At 63.9% G+C, this 17,758-nt stretch carries 18 protein-coding genes and 1 tRNA gene; 13 read left to right on the forward strand and 6 right to left on the reverse strand.

Annotated elements, in window-relative coordinates:
- Positions 1-22: 22 nt before the first annotated feature.
- Positions 23-1,078 carry an alpha/beta fold hydrolase gene (locus CVM73_RS14485; protein ID WP_100232649.1) on the forward strand — a complete coding sequence of 352 codons (1,056 nt, stop codon included), beginning with the start codon at positions 23-25 and terminating at the stop codon, positions 1,076-1,078.
- 68 nt (positions 1,079-1,146) lie between these two features.
- Positions 1,147-2,298, forward strand: coding sequence for an FIST N-terminal domain-containing protein (locus CVM73_RS14490; RefSeq protein WP_100232650.1), 1,152 nt, complete (start codon positions 1,147-1,149; stop codon positions 2,296-2,298).
- A 214-nt stretch (positions 2,299-2,512) separates the two neighbouring features.
- Here the strand turns inward: CVM73_RS14490 and CVM73_RS14495 are convergent, their stop codons facing one another.
- Both CVM73_RS14495 and CVM73_RS14500 read right to left on the reverse strand, forming a co-directional pair.
- Positions 2,513-3,526: a Bug family tripartite tricarboxylate transporter substrate binding protein gene (locus tag CVM73_RS14495; RefSeq protein WP_100232651.1), complete on the reverse strand. Its 1,014-nt coding sequence runs from the start codon at positions 3,524-3,526 to the stop codon at positions 2,513-2,515.
- 194 nt (positions 3,527-3,720) lie between these two features.
- Positions 3,721-4,206, reverse strand: coding sequence for an outer membrane protein assembly factor BamE (locus CVM73_RS14500; RefSeq protein ID WP_167406830.1), 486 nt, complete (start codon positions 4,204-4,206; stop codon positions 3,721-3,723).
- A gap of 98 nt (positions 4,207-4,304) precedes the next feature.
- On the opposite strand from CVM73_RS14500, the gene CVM73_RS14505 reads away from it, so the two are divergent.
- From CVM73_RS14505 to CVM73_RS14535, 7 genes are all read left to right on the forward strand, one after another.
- The gene (locus CVM73_RS14505; protein ID WP_100232652.1) at positions 4,305-4,868 is read left to right on the forward strand and encodes a ubiquinol-cytochrome C chaperone family protein; all 564 of its coding nucleotides are present in this window, start codon (positions 4,305-4,307) and stop codon (positions 4,866-4,868) included.
- Positions 4,865-5,434 carry a YceD family protein gene (locus CVM73_RS14510; protein WP_100232653.1) on the forward strand — a complete coding sequence of 190 codons (570 nt, stop codon included), beginning with the start codon at positions 4,865-4,867 and terminating at the stop codon, positions 5,432-5,434. Before CVM73_RS14505 ends, CVM73_RS14510 begins: the two co-directional genes overlap by 4 nt.
- 267 nt (positions 5,435-5,701) lie before the next feature.
- Positions 5,702-6,763, forward strand: coding sequence for a phosphate acyltransferase PlsX (gene plsX, locus CVM73_RS14515; RefSeq protein ID WP_100232654.1), 1,062 nt, complete (start codon positions 5,702-5,704; stop codon positions 6,761-6,763).
- Positions 6,760-7,740: a beta-ketoacyl-ACP synthase III gene (locus CVM73_RS14520; protein ID WP_100232655.1), complete on the forward strand. Its 981-nt coding sequence runs from the start codon at positions 6,760-6,762 to the stop codon at positions 7,738-7,740. Before plsX ends, CVM73_RS14520 begins: the two co-directional genes overlap by 4 nt.
- 132 nt (positions 7,741-7,872) lie before the next feature.
- Entirely contained in the window at positions 7,873-8,217 is a 345-nt protein-coding gene (locus tag CVM73_RS14525) for an integration host factor subunit alpha (RefSeq protein WP_208639202.1), read from the forward strand.
- A gap of 24 nt (positions 8,218-8,241) precedes the next feature.
- On the forward strand, positions 8,242-8,820 hold the full coding sequence (locus tag CVM73_RS14530) for a MerR family transcriptional regulator (protein WP_100232656.1): 579 nt from the start codon (positions 8,242-8,244) through the stop codon (positions 8,818-8,820).
- Between the two features lie 113 nt (positions 8,821-8,933).
- A tRNA-Pro gene (locus CVM73_RS14535) sits at positions 8,934-9,011 on the forward strand.
- Between the two features lie 645 nt (positions 9,012-9,656).
- On the opposite strand, the gene CVM73_RS14545 is transcribed toward CVM73_RS14535, so the two are convergent.
- On the reverse strand, positions 9,657-10,280 hold the full coding sequence (locus CVM73_RS14545) for a TetR/AcrR family transcriptional regulator (protein ID WP_167406831.1): 624 nt from the start codon (positions 10,278-10,280) through the stop codon (positions 9,657-9,659).
- Positions 10,281-10,398: 118 nt separating this feature from the next.
- Between CVM73_RS14545 and CVM73_RS14550 the strand changes: the two genes are divergently transcribed.
- Positions 10,399-11,373 (forward strand): alpha/beta hydrolase fold domain-containing protein, encoded by a 975-nt coding sequence (locus CVM73_RS14550; protein ID WP_100232658.1) that lies wholly within the window; start codon positions 10,399-10,401, stop codon positions 11,371-11,373.
- A 131-nt stretch (positions 11,374-11,504) separates the two neighbouring features.
- On the opposite strand, the gene CVM73_RS14555 is transcribed toward CVM73_RS14550, so the two are convergent.
- Entirely contained in the window at positions 11,505-11,744 is a 240-nt protein-coding gene (locus tag CVM73_RS14555; RefSeq protein WP_100232659.1) for a hypothetical protein, read from the reverse strand.
- A gap of 459 nt (positions 11,745-12,203) precedes the next feature.
- On the opposite strand from CVM73_RS14555, the gene CVM73_RS14560 reads away from it, so the two are divergent.
- Positions 12,204-13,175 (forward strand): SDR family NAD(P)-dependent oxidoreductase, encoded by a 972-nt coding sequence (locus tag CVM73_RS14560; RefSeq protein WP_100232660.1) that lies wholly within the window; start codon positions 12,204-12,206, stop codon positions 13,173-13,175.
- A 250-nt stretch (positions 13,176-13,425) separates the two neighbouring features.
- Positions 13,426-14,538, forward strand: a complete 1,113-nt coding sequence (locus CVM73_RS14565) for an alpha/beta hydrolase family protein (protein WP_100232661.1) — start codon at positions 13,426-13,428, stop codon at positions 14,536-14,538.
- Between the two features lie 7 nt (positions 14,539-14,545).
- Here the strand turns inward: CVM73_RS14565 and CVM73_RS14570 are convergent, their stop codons facing one another.
- Positions 14,546-15,052 (reverse strand): MarR family winged helix-turn-helix transcriptional regulator, encoded by a 507-nt coding sequence (locus tag CVM73_RS14570; protein ID WP_100232662.1) that lies wholly within the window; start codon positions 15,050-15,052, stop codon positions 14,546-14,548.
- A gap of 406 nt (positions 15,053-15,458) precedes the next feature.
- Here CVM73_RS14570 and CVM73_RS14575 point away from each other — a divergent pair, with 406 nt between their 5' ends.
- Positions 15,459-16,982 carry a porin gene (locus CVM73_RS14575; protein ID WP_100232663.1) on the forward strand — a complete coding sequence of 508 codons (1,524 nt, stop codon included), beginning with the start codon at positions 15,459-15,461 and terminating at the stop codon, positions 16,980-16,982.
- A 265-nt stretch (positions 16,983-17,247) separates the two neighbouring features.
- Here the strand turns inward: CVM73_RS14575 and CVM73_RS14580 are convergent, their stop codons facing one another.
- Positions 17,248-17,739: a GcrA family cell cycle regulator gene (locus tag CVM73_RS14580; protein WP_167406832.1), complete on the reverse strand. Its 492-nt coding sequence runs from the start codon at positions 17,737-17,739 to the stop codon at positions 17,248-17,250.
- Between the last annotated feature and the right edge of the window lie 19 nt (positions 17,740-17,758).

Genomic DNA, 17,758 nt, shown 5'->3' on the forward strand with positions numbered 1-17,758 from the left:
CGGGCTCCAAAGGAAAATTCACATGAACAACAATCCCTATTACGGGCCTGAAGGTCACGGCCCCTACGAGATGATCGACATCGGCGACCTGCTGCTCGAGGATGGCGGCACCATTCCCAACTGCAAACTCGCCGTCGCCACACACGGCGCGCTCAACGCTGCGAAGGACAACGCCATTCTCGTCCCCACCTGGTATTCGGGCACGAGCAAGATCATGGAGCAGGTCTATATCGGTGCGGGCCGGGCGCTCGATCCTGCGAAATACTTCATCATCGTGGTCAACCAAATCGGCAGTGGATTGTCGACATCGCCGCACAACACCGGTGGGGCGATGACCGGGCCAAATTTCCCAAAGGTCCGCATCGGCGACGACGTTCGCGCCCAGCATCGGCTGTTGACCGAAAACTTCGGGCTCAAGAGCCTGGCGCTCGTGGTCGGAGGCTCGATGGGCGCGCAGCAGACCTACGAGTGGGCCGTGCGCTATCCGGATTTCGTCAAACGCGCGGCGCCGATCGCCGGTACGGCGAAGAATACCGAGCACGACTTCCTCTTCGCGGAGACGCTGAATGAGGCAATCACGACCGATCCGGGCTTCCGCGAGGGACGTTACGGCTCGCCGGCCGACGTCGCCGCGGGGCTCAAGCGACAGGCGAAGCTCTGGACCGTGATGGGTTGGAGCACCGACTTCTTCCGCGCCAATCGGCACAAGGCGCTTGGTTTCGAATCCGTGCAGGCCTTTATCGACACCTTTATGACCGGTTACTTCGCGCCGATGGACCCGAACAATCTGTTGTCCATGGCGTGGAAATGGCAGCGCGGCGACGTCAGTCGCAACGCCGGCGGCGACCTTGCTGCCGCTCTCGGGCGTATCAAGGCGAAGACATTCGTGATGCCGATCAGTCACGACATGTTCTTCCCGCCGGCCGATTGCGAGGCCGAGCAACGGCTGATTCCGGGAAGCGAGTTCCGTCCGCTGGCCAGCATCGACGGGCACCTGGGTCTATTCGGCACCGATCCGCAGATGCTCGCACAGCTCGACGCTAACCTGTCCGAGTTGCTTGCCACACGTGTAAACTGAACGAGCTGAAGCGCGATGATGGTTCAATCGGAATTCATCGCGCTTCAGCAACCAGGTTTCTGACGCGGATGCTCAATCGATGCTCATCCGGCGTTGTTGCCGTCGAGACGAAAGCGTCTACCCCCGCGGGTGCGGCGGCGGAGCTGGCAAGCGTTCTCCCAGCCAGCGGGCTTGCGGCGGTGCTCGTGTTTGTTTCACCTTGTTACGATCCGCAACGGTTTGCGGCCGAAATGACGGCTCGCTTCATGGGCACGCCCGTCTTCGGCTGCACGACCGCCGGCGAGATTGCGCTCAACGGACGGGATGAGAACAGCGTCGTCGCGCTCGCCTTTAGCGCTGCCGACTTCGACGTGACGGCTCACCCTATCCCGGGACTCTCGGATTTTCGCATCGAAGACCATCGCACGATTGGCGCAGATATTCGGCATCGCTTCTTCCGGCACGGCGGCAACGCCGATGGCGAGCGCTGTTTCGGGCTGTTGCTCATCGATGGTATGTGCCAGCGGGAAGAGGTCGTTTTGGCCGCGATTCATGCCTCGCTCGGTCACATGCCGCTGGTCGGCGGCTCGGCCGCAGATGGTCTGCGATTTGAGCGCAGCTGGGTTTATTTCGGGGGCCGTGCCCATACGGATGCGGCGGTGCTCCTTGTGTTCAAGACGTCGTTGCCGTTCCTCATCTTTTCTTGCGACACTTGCGAGCCCAGCACAGAAAAAATGGTAGTGACGGAGGCCGATCCAGATCGACGTACTGTTAGCGAATTGAATGCCGAGCCGGCAGCAGCCGAGTATTCACGTATGGCCGGCATCGCCGGCGGCGTACTCGATGTGACTGCGTTTGCATCCCATCCTGTGCTCGTGCGGATCGGCGATGCGTATTACGCACGCTCGATACGGCGGGTCGATGCGGACGGCACGCTACATTTTGCCTCCGCCATTGACAAAGGCCTCGTGTTTACGGTGGCCACGCTGCGTCACCCGGTCGACCAAACCAGCGATCTTTTCGCGCAAATCCAGGAAGAAATCGGGGAGGTCTCACTCTATATCGGATTCGAGTCCGTTCAGAGGCGTATGGGCGTCGAGCATCAATGCGACCGCGACATGTCGGAACTGTACCGGACCCATCGCGTGTTTGGGTGCAATACCTATGGCGAATTGTATGGTCCGATGCATATCAACGGGACGCTCACCGGTGTGGCGATCGGCGCACCCCGTACGAAGTAGGTGCGCCACTACGAAGATCAGCGAGTCCGCGAACGCCACCATGGCGCAGTCGCAGCGTTCCGTGCTCCCTTGCCGCTGATCTCACCGCGTCCTTGCGAGGAGCTCGCGACAAAATTGCGTAGCAATTTTGCGCTGATGCGACGAAGCAATCCAGGATCTTTCCGTTGTGGCAGCCTGGATTGCTTCGCTACGCTGGTAATGACGATGGTGATGGCTACTGCACATCCATCTGCAGGCCTTCCTTCTGGATGATGCCGGCGAACTTCTTCGTCTCGGCGTCCACGAAGGCGGCGAACTGCTGCGGGGTGCCGTAGTCGGCGCGGGCGCCCATCGCGGCGATCTGCTTCTTGATGTCGTCGCGCTCGAGCATCGCCTTGACCTGGAGATTGAGCGCGTTGAGCACCTCGGGTGAGACGCCCTTCGGCAGGAACACGCAGAACCAGGACGATATGTCGAAATTGGCCAGCTCCGGCGCGCTCTCGCGCATCGTCGGCAAGTTCGGCGCGAGGTCGCTGCGCTCGGTCGTGGTGACGCAGAGGCCGTTGAGCGTGCCGTTCTGCACCTGCGGCAGGCTCGGATAGAGATTGTCGAACAGGATCTGGATGTCGCCGGCGAGCGCGGCCTGAAGGGCGGGGCCGGCGCCGCGGAATGGGATGTGCGTCATCTTCAGCCCGGTGAGCTGGAGGAACCAGGCGCCGGTGAGGTGCGGGCTCTGGCCGACGCCGGAGGAGGCGTAGCTGAGCTTATCTGGATTGGACTTCAGATACGCGATCAGCTCGGGAATCGACTTGATGCCGGTCTTCGGATGCGCCGAGACGATGTTCGGAATCCGGATCATGTTGGAGACCGGCTGGAGCTGGTCCGGCTTGTAGGTGAGGTTCTTGAAGATGCTGTAGGCGATCGCGTTCGGCCCGGGGTTGCCGACCAGGATGGTGTGACCATCCGGCTTGGCGCGCACGGCCTCGGCCGTTCCGATCGTGCCGCCGCCGCCGGAGCGGTTTTCCACGACCGCCGATTGGCCCCAGGCGGTTTGCAGATGCGCGGCGAGGAGCCGGCCCATCACGTCGGTCGAGCCGCCGGCTGCGGCCGGCACGATGAGGCGGACGTTTTCGGTGGGCTTCCAGTCGGCAAGGCTCGATCGCGGCAGGATCGCTGCGGCCGAGAGGCCGGCAGCGCCGGTGAGCAGGCGACGGCGGGACAACAAAGTGTTCTGAAATTTCTTGGGCACGAATCCACTCCCTGCTTCTTGCTTTGCAGGGACGGTACGGAACCGCTCGTGCGACCGCAAGTCGCGCGCAACGGCAAGTGCTGCACGGAGGGCGGCACGACGCCGCAGGCTCAAGCTCATTTACCTTGCGGTGGAATTGGAAGGGCTCTTTGATGCGAACCCATTTCCATTTCGCTCGAAAATGCCGTGGAGCCTCAGTTGAAGCTGAGCAGCTTGAACAGCGGCGCGAGGTAGCTCATCTCCTGACCCGACGTCGCCGTGGTGCGGCTGATGAAGTCGAAGATCTTGCCGTCCTGGAGACCGTAATTCGCAAGTCGGCGCACGCGCCGGTTCTTGTCGAAATAGATCGCGATCACGCGCTGGTCGACCACCTTCTGGTTCATGAAGGCGACCGGACGCTCCGAGCGCTGAGAAATGTAATAGAACACTTCACCGTCGAGGGTCGCGACGGTGGAGGGCGTGCCCATCACGATCAGCACCTGGTCCTGGCTTGCGCCGATCGGAATCTGCTCGAGCGCGCCGGGCGGCAGGATGTACCCCTTCTGGAACTGCTCGCCGGTGCAGGCGGCAAGTGCCACGCCGACCGCGGCCGTAGCCGCGAGCATGCGCAAGCCGCGCCAGCATGCGTGAAGGCCGCGCCGCTTGTCCGCGCGCAGGCTGGTCTGGTTCGTTGTCGTCATAGCGGAACTGATTCCGTCCCCTTGCGTCGCGCGAGGCGCTGAAGTACCGGGCAGGGCGTCTGAATGCAACACGCGCGCGCCCGCTTGCGGAAACCACAATGCTTTGGCCGTTCAATCACTTCAGGAAACCCCGGCGAACCCCGCCGGGCACCATTGAAGCCATCTATGGCATGATCGTGACGCAGGCGCGAGAACCCACCTTTTACCGCGACTTGGGCGTGCCAGATACGGTTAACGGGCGTTTCGACCTGTTGCTGCTGCATCTCTGGCTGCTGCTGCGCCGCCTGCGCACGGCCCAAGGCGTCACTGGAGGCGCCACCGAGCTGTCCCAGGCGCTGTTCGACCGCTTCTGCGAGGACATGGACGACAATCTGCGCGAGATGGGGGTGGGGGACCAGACCGTGCCGAAGCGGATGCGGGCCTTCGGTGAGGCCTTCTACGGGCGCGTCCAGGCCTATGACCAGGCCATGGAAGCTGGCGGCGAGGCGCTGGCATCGGCGATCTGCAAGAATATCTTGAATGGGACCGGCCTCGACCAGGCGCAGCGGCTTGCGGCCTATGCGAGGGCCAGTGAGGCCGATCTTGGCCAGGCCGAGGAGGCCACGCTGCTGCGCGCCGCCTTCAAGTTTCCTCCAGCACTCCCTGAGGATGTCACGCCATGAGCCGATCGAATGCCGGATCCGAGCCCGATCCCTGGCGGGCGCCCATCATCGTTGCGCAGATCCCCGACGCCGGGCTGCATCGCGAGCTCGAGGCATCAGTGGCCGAGCGGCAGGCCATGGCGGAGGCCGCAGGCCTCCGCGAGGTCCTGTCCGCGCATGCCAGCTTCGATGTCGTGCCGAAAAGCGGCGGTCGTGTGCAGGTCACGGGGCTGGTCCGCGGCCGGATCGGCCAGACCTGCGTCGTCACGCTGGATCCGATCGAGAGCGAGATCGAGGAGGAGGTGGACCTGATCTTCGCCCCCGAGGCCGAGGCGCGCCGGCTGGCGGACCTGATCGAGGAGGGGCGGGACGACGAGGAGCCGCCTGAGGTCGCCGACCCTCCCGAGCCGATCGTCAATGGCATCATCGACCTCGGCCGTCTCGCCACCGACGCGCTGTTCCTGGCGATCGATCCCTATCCTCGCAAGGACGGGGCCGTGTTCGAGGCGGAGGTCACCGCTCCCGATCCCGAGGACCATCCCTTCGCGGCGCTGAAGGCGCTTCAGGATAAGAAGAAGGGCCAATAGGGGACGCGAGCCGTTTGCCTTGATGGTTTGAAAGAACCGCTTATCTGTCTGATTTCAATGTCTTTCCTGCGAAATGCGGGGCTCGTGGCCGGATCGCCCCGAATGCAAAAGGCTGGGGGCAAGAGGTTGTTTCGGGGGCACAAAACGCTATTGTCGCGCCCCGGTCCGGGTGCGGCGTGGCGCTTGGCCGATCGCCATGTCCGTGGCGAACCCATTTTGCGGCCCCGCTAGCTCAAGACCGCACCAGACCAGGTTTCCAGGACTTTTATGCCAAGCAAGGTTCGCATCGCGCTGGACGCCATGGGAGGCGATGTCGGCCCCGCCGTGGTCATTCCGGGCGCCGCCATCTCGCTTGGGCGGCATCGCGATACCGAGTTTCTGCTGGTCGGCGATCGCGCCAGGATCGAGCCCGAGCTCGAAAAGCACCCGAAGCTGAAAGCCGCCTCCAAAATTGTCCATACCGACGTCGCCGTCAGCATGGAGGACAAGCCGAGCCAGGCGCTGCGGCGCGGCCGCAAGAGCTCCTCGATGTGGCTCGCGATCGATGCGGTCAAGAAGGGCGAGGCGGACGTCGCGATCTCCGCCGGCAATACCGGCGCGCTGATGGCGATGGCGCGCTTCCACCTGCGGACGCTGCCGGGCATCGACCGCCCGGCCATCTCCGCGATCTGGCCGACCATGCGCGGCGAATCCGTCGTGCTCGACCTCGGCGCCACCCTCGGCGGCGATGCCCATCACCTGGTGTCGATGGCGGTGATGGGCGCGGCCAAGGCGAGCGTGCTGTTCAACAAGACGCGGCCCACGGTCGGGCTGCTCAACATCGGCGCCGAGGAGATCAAAGGGCACGAGGAGATCCGCGAGGCCAGCGAGATCCTGCGGGCGCGGAACCTGCCGGAGCTCGACTATATCGGCTTCGTCGAGGGCGACGGCATCGGCAAGGGGCTGGCCGACGTGATCGTGACCGAGGGCTTCAGCGGCAACATCGCGCTCAAGGCCGCCGAGGGAACCGCGCGGCAGATGGCGGAATTGCTCCGTAACGAGATGCAACGGAGCTGGCTCTCCAAGCTCGGCTATGTCTTCGCCCGCAGCGCCTTCCAGGCCCTGCGCGACAAGATGGACCCCAACAAGTCCAATGGCGGCGTGCTGCTGGGACTGAACGGGGTGGTGGTCAAGAGCCATGGCGGAACCAACGCCGAAGGCTTTGCCTATGCGATCGATGTTGGCTATGAGATGGCTCACTACGATCTCCTGAACAAGATCAATCAGATGCTCAACCGCGAGGGTGGTGCACTCAGTTCCGTGCAGGCCGCGCAGGAGGCTGTTTCGTGACGAAAATTCGTTCGGTCGTGCTCGGCTGCGGCTCTTATCTGCCGGAGCAGGTGGTGACCAACGCCCAATTGGCGGCGCGCATCGACACCTCCGACGAGTGGATCGTGCAGCGCACCGGCATTCGCGAGCGGCACATCGCGGCCGAGGGTGAGTTCACCTCGCACCTGGCACTCAAGGCGGCGCAGGCGGCGCTGACCGATGCCGGCGTGGATGCGCAGTCGATCGAGCTGATCGTGCTGGCGACCTCGACGCCCGACAACACCTTCCCTGCAACCGCAGTCGCCGTGCAGCACGGGCTCGGCATCAATCACGGCGCGGCGTTCGATCTCCAGGCGGTGTGCTCGGGCTTCGTGTTCGCGCTTGCCACCGCCGACAATTTCCTGCGCACCGGCGCCTACAAGCGCGCGCTGGTGATCGGCGCCGAGACCTTCTCGCGCATCCTCGACTGGAACGATCGCGGCACCTGCGTGCTGTTCGGCGACGGCGCCGGCGCCGTGGTGCTGGAGGCGCAGGAGCAGCCGGGCAATGCCGCGACCGACCGCGGCGTCGTGACCACTCACTTGCGCTCCGACGGCCGCCACAAGGCCAAGCTGTTCGTCGACGGCGGCCCGTCCTCGACCCAGACCGTCGGCCATCTGCGCATGGAGGGCCGCGAGGTCTTCAAGCATGCGGTCGGCATGATCACTGACGTCATCGTCGATGCCTTCAACGCAACCGGGCTCAATGCCGACAGCATCGACTGGTTCGTGCCGCACCAGGCCAACAAGCGAATCATCGACGCCTCCGCGCACAAGCTGCATATCGCGCCGGAGAAGGTGGTGCTGACGGTGGACCGTCACGGCAACACCTCGGCCGCCTCGATCCCGCTGGCGCTGGCGGTGGCGCGCAAGGACGGTCGCATCAAGAAGGGCGATCTGGTCCTGCTGGAAGCCATGGGCGGCGGCTTCACCTGGGGTTCCGCGCTGGTGCGCTGGTAAGCCACATCAGATAAAATTTTGCCGGAATCCGCGCCGATTATCGACGCGTCGGATTGATGAGCGCTGTTGACCGCCGTATCGTAACCTCCTAATTTCAGACAACAATTGTTCGCCGTGATGTGGGGCAGGGCGATGACCGATCAAAGTAAAACCGTAACGCGTGTCGATCTGTGCGAAGCCGTCTACCAGAAGGTGGGCCTGTCGCGCACGGAATCGTCCGCCTTCGTGGAACTCGTGCTGAAGGAGATCACCGACTGCCTTGAGAAGGGCGAGACGGTGAAATTGTCCTCGTTCGGTTCCTTCATGGTGCGCAAGAAGGGTCAGCGCATCGGCCGCAACCCGAAGACCGGCACCGAGGTGCCGATCTCGCCGCGCCGCGTCATGGTGTTCAAGCCGTCGGCGATCCTGAAGCAGCGGATCAACGCCCAGCATCGCACCAATGGCGACGCCACCACCAAGGCTCAAGAAGAGGCGTAACCGCCTTTCGGAAAGGACTGGCATTTGGACAAGGCGCCGGATGCGTTCCGAACCATCAGCGAAGTAGCGCTGGAGCTCGACATCCCGCAGCACGTGCTGCGGTTCTGGGAGACCCGCTTCTCCCAGATCAAGCCGATGAAGCGCAGCGGCGGCCGCCGCTATTACCGCCCCGACGACGTCGACCTGCTCAAGGGCATCCGCCGGCTGCTCTACGGCGAGGGCTACACCATCCGCGGGGTGCAGCGGATCCTCAAAGAGCACGGCGTCAAATCGGTGCAGGGCCTCGCCGACAGCGCGGCCGCGGTCTCGTTCGGGGCGATCGAGGACGCCATCGGCGCGAGCCTGATGGAGCCCGAGGACGAGGCGCCCATCAAGGGCATCACCGACACCGACGATGACGACTTCCAGGGCGATGAGGCGGAAGGCATCGACTTCCGCTTCACCGAGATCGACGACGAGGACATCCTCACCACCTTCCGCAAGGGCGGCGCCACTGCTGCGCCCGCCGGCCCCAGCGCGCTCGACCGGGAGCGCTTGGGCCGGGCGCTCGCCGACCTCGTCGCGGCCAAGGAGATGCTGGATCAGGCGCTGAAGGACGGCTAGGGGCCGCTTTCCGCCGGCTTCGCCTGCAGTTCCGGGGCGGTTTGGGCGGATACACCAAAATGCTGTGACGTCGCCTTGCGCAAAGCGGCGATCCTAGCTAATGGAACGGCATTCGGAGCGTGGCGCAGCCCGGTTAGCGCACTAGTCTGGGAGACTAGGGGTCGGAGGTTCAAATCCTCTCGCTCCGACCATTTTTCTCAAAGCATCTGTCGGGTGGATGACGGTCGGCGTGGGGCTGCTCCCGGCGGTGACGCGTGCGTGACGGTCAGTGGCAGATGGCTATTTGGTGGTCCGTCAATCAAAATGCCGAAAACAACCCCATGCACAGTAGCGAAGTTATTGGCGGAATGATGTTTTTCCGAAGCGATTTGACGCGTCGGGCAAAACAAGGGCATATGTTATCCTTCCGGCTTGTGGGGTGAAAACATACCCTGCGAAGAACGATCTTCCTCTCGCGTTCTAAGAACTCGTCCTATAGCGACTTTACAGCTTCGCCCTCGTTACCGCCGCAAGCGGCATTGTCTGATCCCAACGGCTTCCAGCGTTAGCCGACTTCCTATTGACCGAATCTTAAGTTGTTCGTAGTTTGTTCTTGGTGTGCGTTGTCGCTTAGGACGATGACACTGTGAATACGGGGAAGGCGCGGTGCGCGAGCGGCTCGCTAGCTGGCCGGGAGGAAAGGAAGCGGGCGAGCGGAAGTTGAGGTTGTTCGAAGATCGTACAATTGAGATTGCACTGTCGTCGCTTGCAGACGCGGAGCTAATTGCCGCGCCGAAGGAATAGACGTCTCTCTTCTCGCGACCCCGCGAATGCTAATAGCGTCCTGAGCGACTCACCTACCTCAAATACCCCACCACCATCCTTGTCGTCTCCTCCACCAGCGTCCGCACCGTCTTCTCCGTCAGCATCTCCGCCTGGTTCAGCACCGTGTTGTGCGCGACCGCTTCGATCGTGCTGACGCAGATGAACGTCGCCAGCCCCGGGTCGACCTTGCGCATCTCCTTCCGCCGGCTTTCGAGATAGGTGCGCACCAAAGCGTGGACCTCGCGGTTGAAGGCTTCGACGTCCTTCAGCTGGCCGGTGCGGGGGATCTGCTCGGCGAGCACCCGATGGAGTTTCGGGTTGATGCGGTGGGCTTCGATTGCGACGGTGACGAGTTTTCGCACGGCCTTGTCGATCGGCAGGTCGGCGACTTCGGCCAGCGCGCTGCGCACCAGCCCCATGATCTCCTCGTTGTGCCGCTCGATCACCGCGGCGACGAGCGCCTCCTTGCTCGGAAAATACTGGTAGAGCGAACCGACGCTGACGCCGGCTACTTCCGCGATGCGGTTGGTGCTCGCCTTCTCAAAGCCTTCGCGGACCAGAATGCGAGCAGTCGCCTCGACCAGTGCGTCGACGGTGGCGCGGGATCTCGCCTGCGAGGCATTTTTCCGGGGTTTTGTCGGCGTTTTGCGAGCCATGCCCCAGCGATCCGAATGCGAGTAGGAAAAGCGAGTGAATGCTCGCATTATAGGCGCAAGCGGCGTCCGATGGACAGAGACAATCGCGGCGGCCGGCGCAGCAGATGAGGGCACGGGCATGAGCGTAGCGAAAATCCTGTCGATCGGGCGGCTGTGCGGTGAAGGTCATTTCACGCAGGGCACGGCGTCAAACGATCCCGCAGCGAGCCTGCAGAGCCGGTGCTTCAACGTCCTGCTGCGCCTTCTTCCGTTCAAGAAGCAGCTCGCGTCAGCCGAGATGGTGCAGGCGCATGTGCAAAAGCTCGCGTTGGAGCCGGCATCGTTCGAGCCGACGGGACTTGGCCGCAGCGTCGACGCAACGCTGACCAGGATGGGCGGATGGCCGGTCTATTACACCGCGCCGTCGTCCGGCCACGAGGGCTGCAACTACGTCATGTTCCTGCACGGCGGCGGCTTCATCAACGAAATCGTGCCGGCGCATTGGCGCTTCATTGGCGAGATGACGCGCAAGGCGCGCGTCGTTTGCGTCGTGCCGATCTATCCACTCGCGCCGGCGGCCACGGCGAAGGACATCGTGCCGGCGACGGCCGAGCTGCTGCGCATGCTGCTGGAGGATGCGGGAAGCGCAAAGGTCACGGTCGCAGGCAATTCGGCCGGCGCAGGCCTCGCGCTCGCCGCGTGCCAATGGCTGCGCGATCGCGGCCATCGGCAGCCGAGCCGGATGGTGCTGATCTCGCCCGCGGCCGATGCCTCGGTCAGCCGGCCGGAGCAGGTGGCGATCGCGGCGCGCGATCCGATCCAGGACATTCCGGGGATCGTCGAGGCGGGGCGGCTCTATGCCGGCGAGCTCGATGTCGGCCATCCCTTCGTCAGCCCGCTCAACGGCGCCTTCCGCGCGCTCGCGCCGATGACGATCTTTTCCGGCACGCGCGACCTGCTCTATCCCGATAGCGTCGATCTGGCCGAAAGGGCGAGGGCGGTGGGCGTGCCGGTCGAGCTGCATCTGCTCCGCGACCAGCCGCACAACTATGCGTTGATGCCGACGCCGGAAGGGCGACGGGCGCGTGCGATGATCCTGCGTGAGGTGGCTTGATTGGAGAGGGGCGTGATCGTTGTCACAGAGCGCGCCGTCTCATCGGAACTGGCGCGGTGCGGCCCGTCGGAGGCGGCCCCCGGGGCGTTTCCTCGATCCGTCGTGTTCGGATCAGTCGTTTTGCGGGGCCTTCAGGCGTGGCCCTTGATCTCGTAGTGACCCGGCACGCATTTGTAACGCTCGAGGCGCCAATTGGCGTGATAGATCGGATGCTCGCCCATCCATTTCGCCAGGGGTGCCTGTGCGCCGACCGCGCACTGCATCATCGAAATCTCGGGCGTCATGTTGCTGTCGGTCACGATTTCCTCGACGCAAGCGCCCGAGGCAGATGCACCTAGCCGGCAGAGCACGGCAACGACGGTCACGAACATTCCTGTCACCTCATCGGTTGTTTCTGACCACGAAGAGAATGCAAGGGGAGTGCCAGAGTCTGTGACGCAGATAACACGCTGGCCGCCGAGCCGACTCGCCCCTCAGCGTCCGGCGTTCATTTGACGATTCGGATTGTAAAAAAATTTCCTCTCAACCGAAGCCGGGCGAATACGGGGGAAGTCGACGAACTGGCCGCCTGTGGCGGCAGTCCCACGGCCCGACCCGATTCGCACATAGCGCGATATGAGAGGGGACCCGCAGCCGCGAGCCGTTCCGGCGACACGGCGCTCCGGATCTGCGGCGGAATACTCCGTCCGTCGAAATAAGGCGGAATGTTTGGTCGCAGCGCCGGGCCGATCCCCCTTTTGCGCGCGGATGCGGCGCTGCTACAGTTTCTGCGCGGCCCGCATGGGCAGACACGAAGAAACACACCGTTCAAGGGAGGGGCCGAAAGTCCCATGAAGGATTTTGCTGGAAAGATCGCGGTCATCACCGGCGGCGGCACGGGAATGGGGCGCGAGCTCGCGCGGCAGCTCGTCGCCGAAGGCTGCAATGTGGCGATGTGCGACGTCTCCGAAGCCGCGATGGCCGAGACCAAGCGGCTCTGCGAGGTCGAGAAGCTGCCGCAGGGCCTGCGCGTCACGACGCATGTCGCCGACGTCGCGATCGAGGATCACCTCAAGCGCTTTCGCGATGAGCTCGCCGGGCAGCAGAAGACGGACAGGATCCATCTCTTGTTCAACAATGCCGGCATCGGCGGTGGCGGCAGCCTGTTCACCAACACGCGCGAGCAGTGGGAGCGCACCTTCAACATCTGCTGGGGCGGGGTCTATCTCGGCGTGCGCACCTTCCTGCCGATGCTGGTCGCGGCCGACGAAGCCCACATCGTCAACACCGCGAGCGTCAACGGCTTCTGGGCCTCGATCGGCATGAACCAGGCGCACACCGCCTACAGCTCGGCCAAGTTCGCCGTGAAGGGATTTACCGAAGCGCTGATCAACGACCTCCGCCTGCACGCCCCGCACGTCAAATGCTCGGTGGTGATGCCCGGCCACATCGGTACCTCGATCGTCTCCAATTCGCGCAAGGTGCAGAGCGCCGACGGCTCGGAGCGGCTCAATGCCGACGAGGTGGCGCTGACCCGCAAGCGCATGGTCGCGGCCGGCGTGCCCGATGCCGACAAGATGTCGGACGAGGACATCCAGGCGGCGTTCGCCGAGCGCGCCCGCAGCTTCCTCGAGGACGCGCCGACGACGGCTGCGCAGGCGGCGAAGATCATCCTCGACGGCGTCAAGGCGGAGCGCTGGCGCATCCTGGTCGGCGAGGACGCCAAGCGCCTCGACGAGCGCGTGCGCGCCACCCCTGAGCAGGCCTACGACCGCGCCTTCTACGAAAGTTTCACGCAGGAGGTCGGTTGGCGGCTTGGTTGAGGCCGCCTCCGAGCGGGCGCCGATATAGGTATGATGATCATCATAGCAAGGGATGCGTCAGCAATTCTGCGTGCCATCTCTTGCCAATGTTCGCCCGCTCCATGACCAATCGGAATGTCACGCATGCGACATGACGATGTTCAAGCGATGGTGATCTGAAACGCCTCTCATCGGGCGCACGGCCGCTTGGTTGGCGAACTGAAATGGTCTAGTCAATCGAGGGTAACGCGACGATAGAGCGTAGCTCCCGATGATGCCCGCATGCCTCTCCGACGACTGGACCCTTTGCCCGGAACGAGAGGACATTTCCGCTGAGTTCACGCGGCTGCTCACCGCGGCCCAGGAGGGCGGCGCCACGATCGCCGAATGCCTCATGATCGCGCGGCAGCTGAAGCGCGGCGACGACCGGTCCTGGCATCGCGAGTGGAAGAAGCTGGCGCAAACCAATCGGCAGCGCGCCGAGGCCGCCTTCGCAGAGGGCCACCTTGCGAGCGCACAGCGCAATTGGCTGCGCGCGCTGAACTATTATGGTGCCGCGGCGATGCCGCTCGACCCCGCGGACGAGCGCCGCTGGGTCGCGGTGCTGGCGATGCAGGAATGCGCGCGCCGCTACCTCGCGGCGCGCAGCCCGGCCGGCGAGGTGGTGACGATACCCTGGCTCGATGGGCATCCGCTGCAGGGCTACTTCCTTCCTGCGCCGTCGGGGAAGGGGCGGGCTCCGACCGTGATCTGCATCGGCGAGCCCGGTCACCGCAAGGAAGAGTTTCTGGTCAAGCTCGTGCCGCATGCGCGCGAGCGCGGCTTCTCGCTGCTGGCACTCGACCTGTTCGGCGACCAGCGCGACGATTTTATCGACGCGCTGTTGCGGCGCCGGGATCTCGAGAGCGCGATCCCCGGCGTCATGGACTATCTGGAGACGCGCGGCGACGTCGACTTCGCGCGCGTCGGGATCATCGCCGATGGCTGGGGCTCGTCCTTCGTGGCGCGCGCGGTGTTGCAGGAGCCGCGGCTGGCCGCCGCCGTCTGCGACGGCGGCCTGTGGGACCTGCACGAGCGGGCCTTCTTTGCCAGCCGATTCGCGATGAGCGACGTCAGCATCGTCCCGGTGCCGCACGCGCCGCTGATGGCCTCCAGCGCCGACTGTCCGGTGCTGATCACGCTCGGCGAGGACGGCTGGCTCAAGGCCGATCGGGCGCGTCAGCTCGTCCAGAACTCCCGGCTCGGCAGTTCGGATGTCATGCTGAAGGTGTTCACTGCGGCGGAGACGGGCGCGGCGCAGGCCCATGCCGACAATCCGAGCCTCGCCAACGAATACATCTTCGACTGGCTCGAATCGCGGCTCGGCGCCGCCGGGCGGATCTAGCTTCGCGTCAGAAGTCGAGCGTGAGGCGGACGCAGGCCTTTTCCAGGCGGGTCTTCAGCGTCGCAAGCTTGGTGGTGAATTCCGTCAGCTCGGCTTCGTCGAATTCCTGGAAGACGAATTCCTTGATGGTCTTGTACTGCTCGTTGAGGCTCGCCAGGTGCTTCTGCGTCTTCTCGGTCAGGGACAGCCGGACCACGCGCGCGTCGGTCGGCGAGGGGCGGCGGCGCAACAGGCCCTTCTTCTCCAGCAGCTTGGACTGGGTGGTGACGAAGGACGGATCGACGTGGAGGAGCTTGGACACGACGTTGACGGGAATACCGTCGTCCTTGTCGAGGTCGGAGATCGCCATCAGGATCAGCCATTGCGGCCCGCTGATGCCGAGCGTTCTCGCCCAGAACTGACGCAGCTCCTCGAGATACATGTTGATCGACGATATCTCCCAGGTGAAGCGCCTGATGATATCCAGATTGCCGATGGCGCGCAGGCGCGATCCTTCTTTCCTCGTCGTGGACACAGCGTCACTCCGTGAACCGATTGGTCAGGTCGGTGTTCGTGGAATGCCATAGTCCACGCAAGCCTGCTCTGACGCAAGTGCAGAGCAGGGTAATTTCGTCACTGAAACTACAAAGATGATCAAGTCAGCAGATCGGCCCGACCCGGGGTGTTGCCCGCAGGGCACAGGTTCGGCGAAACCAATAGCTGATCTAATAAACTATTTTGATTAGCGGAACAGCGCAGGCATATTGATCCGCGACGGTGGGGGGTACTCGATCGTCCCGTTGCAGGTGGTTCGCTCACGTCCCTCGCCTCGAATGCGGGTGTGGCCGAAAGCGCAAAGCGGCCGAGCGGATTTGAGAGACGGGGATCATGGGGGGCCTCACGGTCCGGTCTCCGTAAAATGAGCAACTTGGAGGTTTTATATGAAAGTGGTGAAGAGCCTTTTGCTCGGCACTGCGGCGGGTCTGATCGCCGTCGGAGGAGCCCAGGCGGCCGATCTTCCGGTCAAGGCCAAGGCGGTCGAGTACGTCAAGATCTGCACGCTGTACGGCGCCGGCTTCTACTACATCCCGGGCAGCGACACCTGCATCAAGCTGGGCGGCTATCTGCGTGCCGAAGTGGCGCTCAACGCCGGCGGCAACTACAGCGCCCAGTACAACGGCGTGTTCGCGGCCAACAACCGCCTGACCAACTACTACTCGATGCGCGCTCGTGAAGATCTCAACATCGACACCCGCACCGCGACCGAATACGGCGTGGTCCGCACCTATTTCGATGCGGTCTTCACCTGGACGACCGGCAGCTATGTCGGCACCGGCTCTGGCACAGGTGCGACCGCCTACAGTGCCACGACGGCTGGCTCGTCCACTATCAACCCGACGGACGGCGGCATCTCGGGCGGTTCGCTCGGCGTCTATTATGCCTTCATCCAGTTCGCCGGCTTCACCATGGGTAAGGCGGTCTCGCAGTTCGACGCGCCCTGGATCAACTATCCCGGCAACAACTTCGACCAGCTGGTCGGCGGCAGCGGCTCGACCAACGGCGTCGCCCAGTTCACCTACACGGCCGATTTCGGCCAGGGCGTGACGGCGACGATCTCGGCGCAGGACCAGACTCAGTTCTTCACGACCAATATCTGGAACACGGCCGGCATGAGCACCAGCGGTGTCCTCGGCGGCGCCTACGGCTCGAACGACATCGGCGGCACCCGGTCGCCCGACATCGTCGGTACCGTCCGCGTCGACCAGGCCTGGGGCCTGTTCCAGGCGTCGGTCGCCGCGCACGACAATCACGTCGGCTACTATGGCGCCACTGAAGTCACCGGTCATCCCGAAGACAAGTGGGGCTGGGCCGTCCAGCTCGCTCTGTCGATCAAGAACATTCCGACCGGCGCCGGCGACGTGATCAACATCTCGGGCGTCTATACCGAGGGCGCGAGCCGCTACAACTTCCAGTCGCTGGCAGCGACCAGCTACTCGATGTTCGGCAGCTCGAACGCTGCCTATCAGAGCATCGGCTTCGCCGGCGTCTCTGACGCGGTGTTCGGCCCCGGCGGCAACCTCGAGCTGACCAAGACCTACGGCTTCCGGGGTGCCTACACCCACAACTGGAGCCCGTACTGGAACACCGCGCTCTACGGCGCGTGGGCTGCGGTCAATTACAGCGGCACGGCGAAGAGCCTGATCTGCGGCAGCGCCGCGTTCGCCACCCTGACCGGCACCTGCAACCCGGACTTCAACATCGGCCAGGTCGGCGTCATCACCCGCTGGACGCCCGTGAAGAACCTGACCTTCTCGGCCGACTTCACTTACAGCCATCTCGACCAGAAGTATTCGGGCGCGATCACGACCGGAGCCTTGACGGGCGTCGCCAAGCCGGCTGCGACCTACGAGCTGAAGGACCAGGACACCTACAGCCTGCTGCTGCGCGCCCAGCGCAACTGGTAAGCCCTGCGATTACCGAACCTTGATGAAGCCCCGGCGGGAAACCGCCGGGGCTTTTTCGCACGGAGCGGTGTTGGGAAAACCCTGTGCGGAGGGCGAAGACGAGCCATGCGATTCGATCGGCCTCAGATTTATTTACTTACCTGAGTTACTAAGCCATATAGCTCTCAGCCAAATACGAAAGTTGCGGCTCTTAGCTTCATGCTAAGCCTCCAGAAACCTCCGGTGATGCCCCGCCGGAGGTTTTTTGTTTTTGGATGGCGCAGCGTCAGCCGCGCATCACGCGGGCGCGCGCATGCGGCCGGTAGGCGAGGCGGCTGTGACCGGCGCAATAGGGCTGGCCGTCGGGAGCAGCGTTGCCGCAGAAGCAGAAATCGTCTTCGCCCGGCGTCGAGATCGGCCATCGGCAGCGGTTCTCGGACAGCTCCAGCAGCGAGCAGCGATTGGCCTCGTCAATCGGGCCTGCAACCACCGGCGCGTCGGTCTCGCCATAGATGGTGGCGAGCATCTCGTATTGCAGCCGCGGCACGGCCTTGCGCACCCGCGCCGGCGCAAAGCCTCTGTCCTGGACCTTGCGGTCGTCGACCGTCCGGCCGCGCGTCAGATTCAGCCGCGACAGCTTGCCGATCACGGCGTTGCGGCTGACGCCGATGTCGGCGGCGATCTCGCTGCAGGAGAGGCCGGCCTCGAAGTGCTGCTTCAACAGTTCAATGCGTTCGTCGGTCCAGGTTCGTGAAGAGGCTGGTGAGAGAGCAGGCATGTGGTGCGGTCCAAGGTTG

It is taken from the genome of Bradyrhizobium forestalis, from assembly GCF_002795245.1.
GTDB lineage: Bacteria > Pseudomonadota > Alphaproteobacteria > Rhizobiales > Xanthobacteraceae > Bradyrhizobium > Bradyrhizobium forestalis.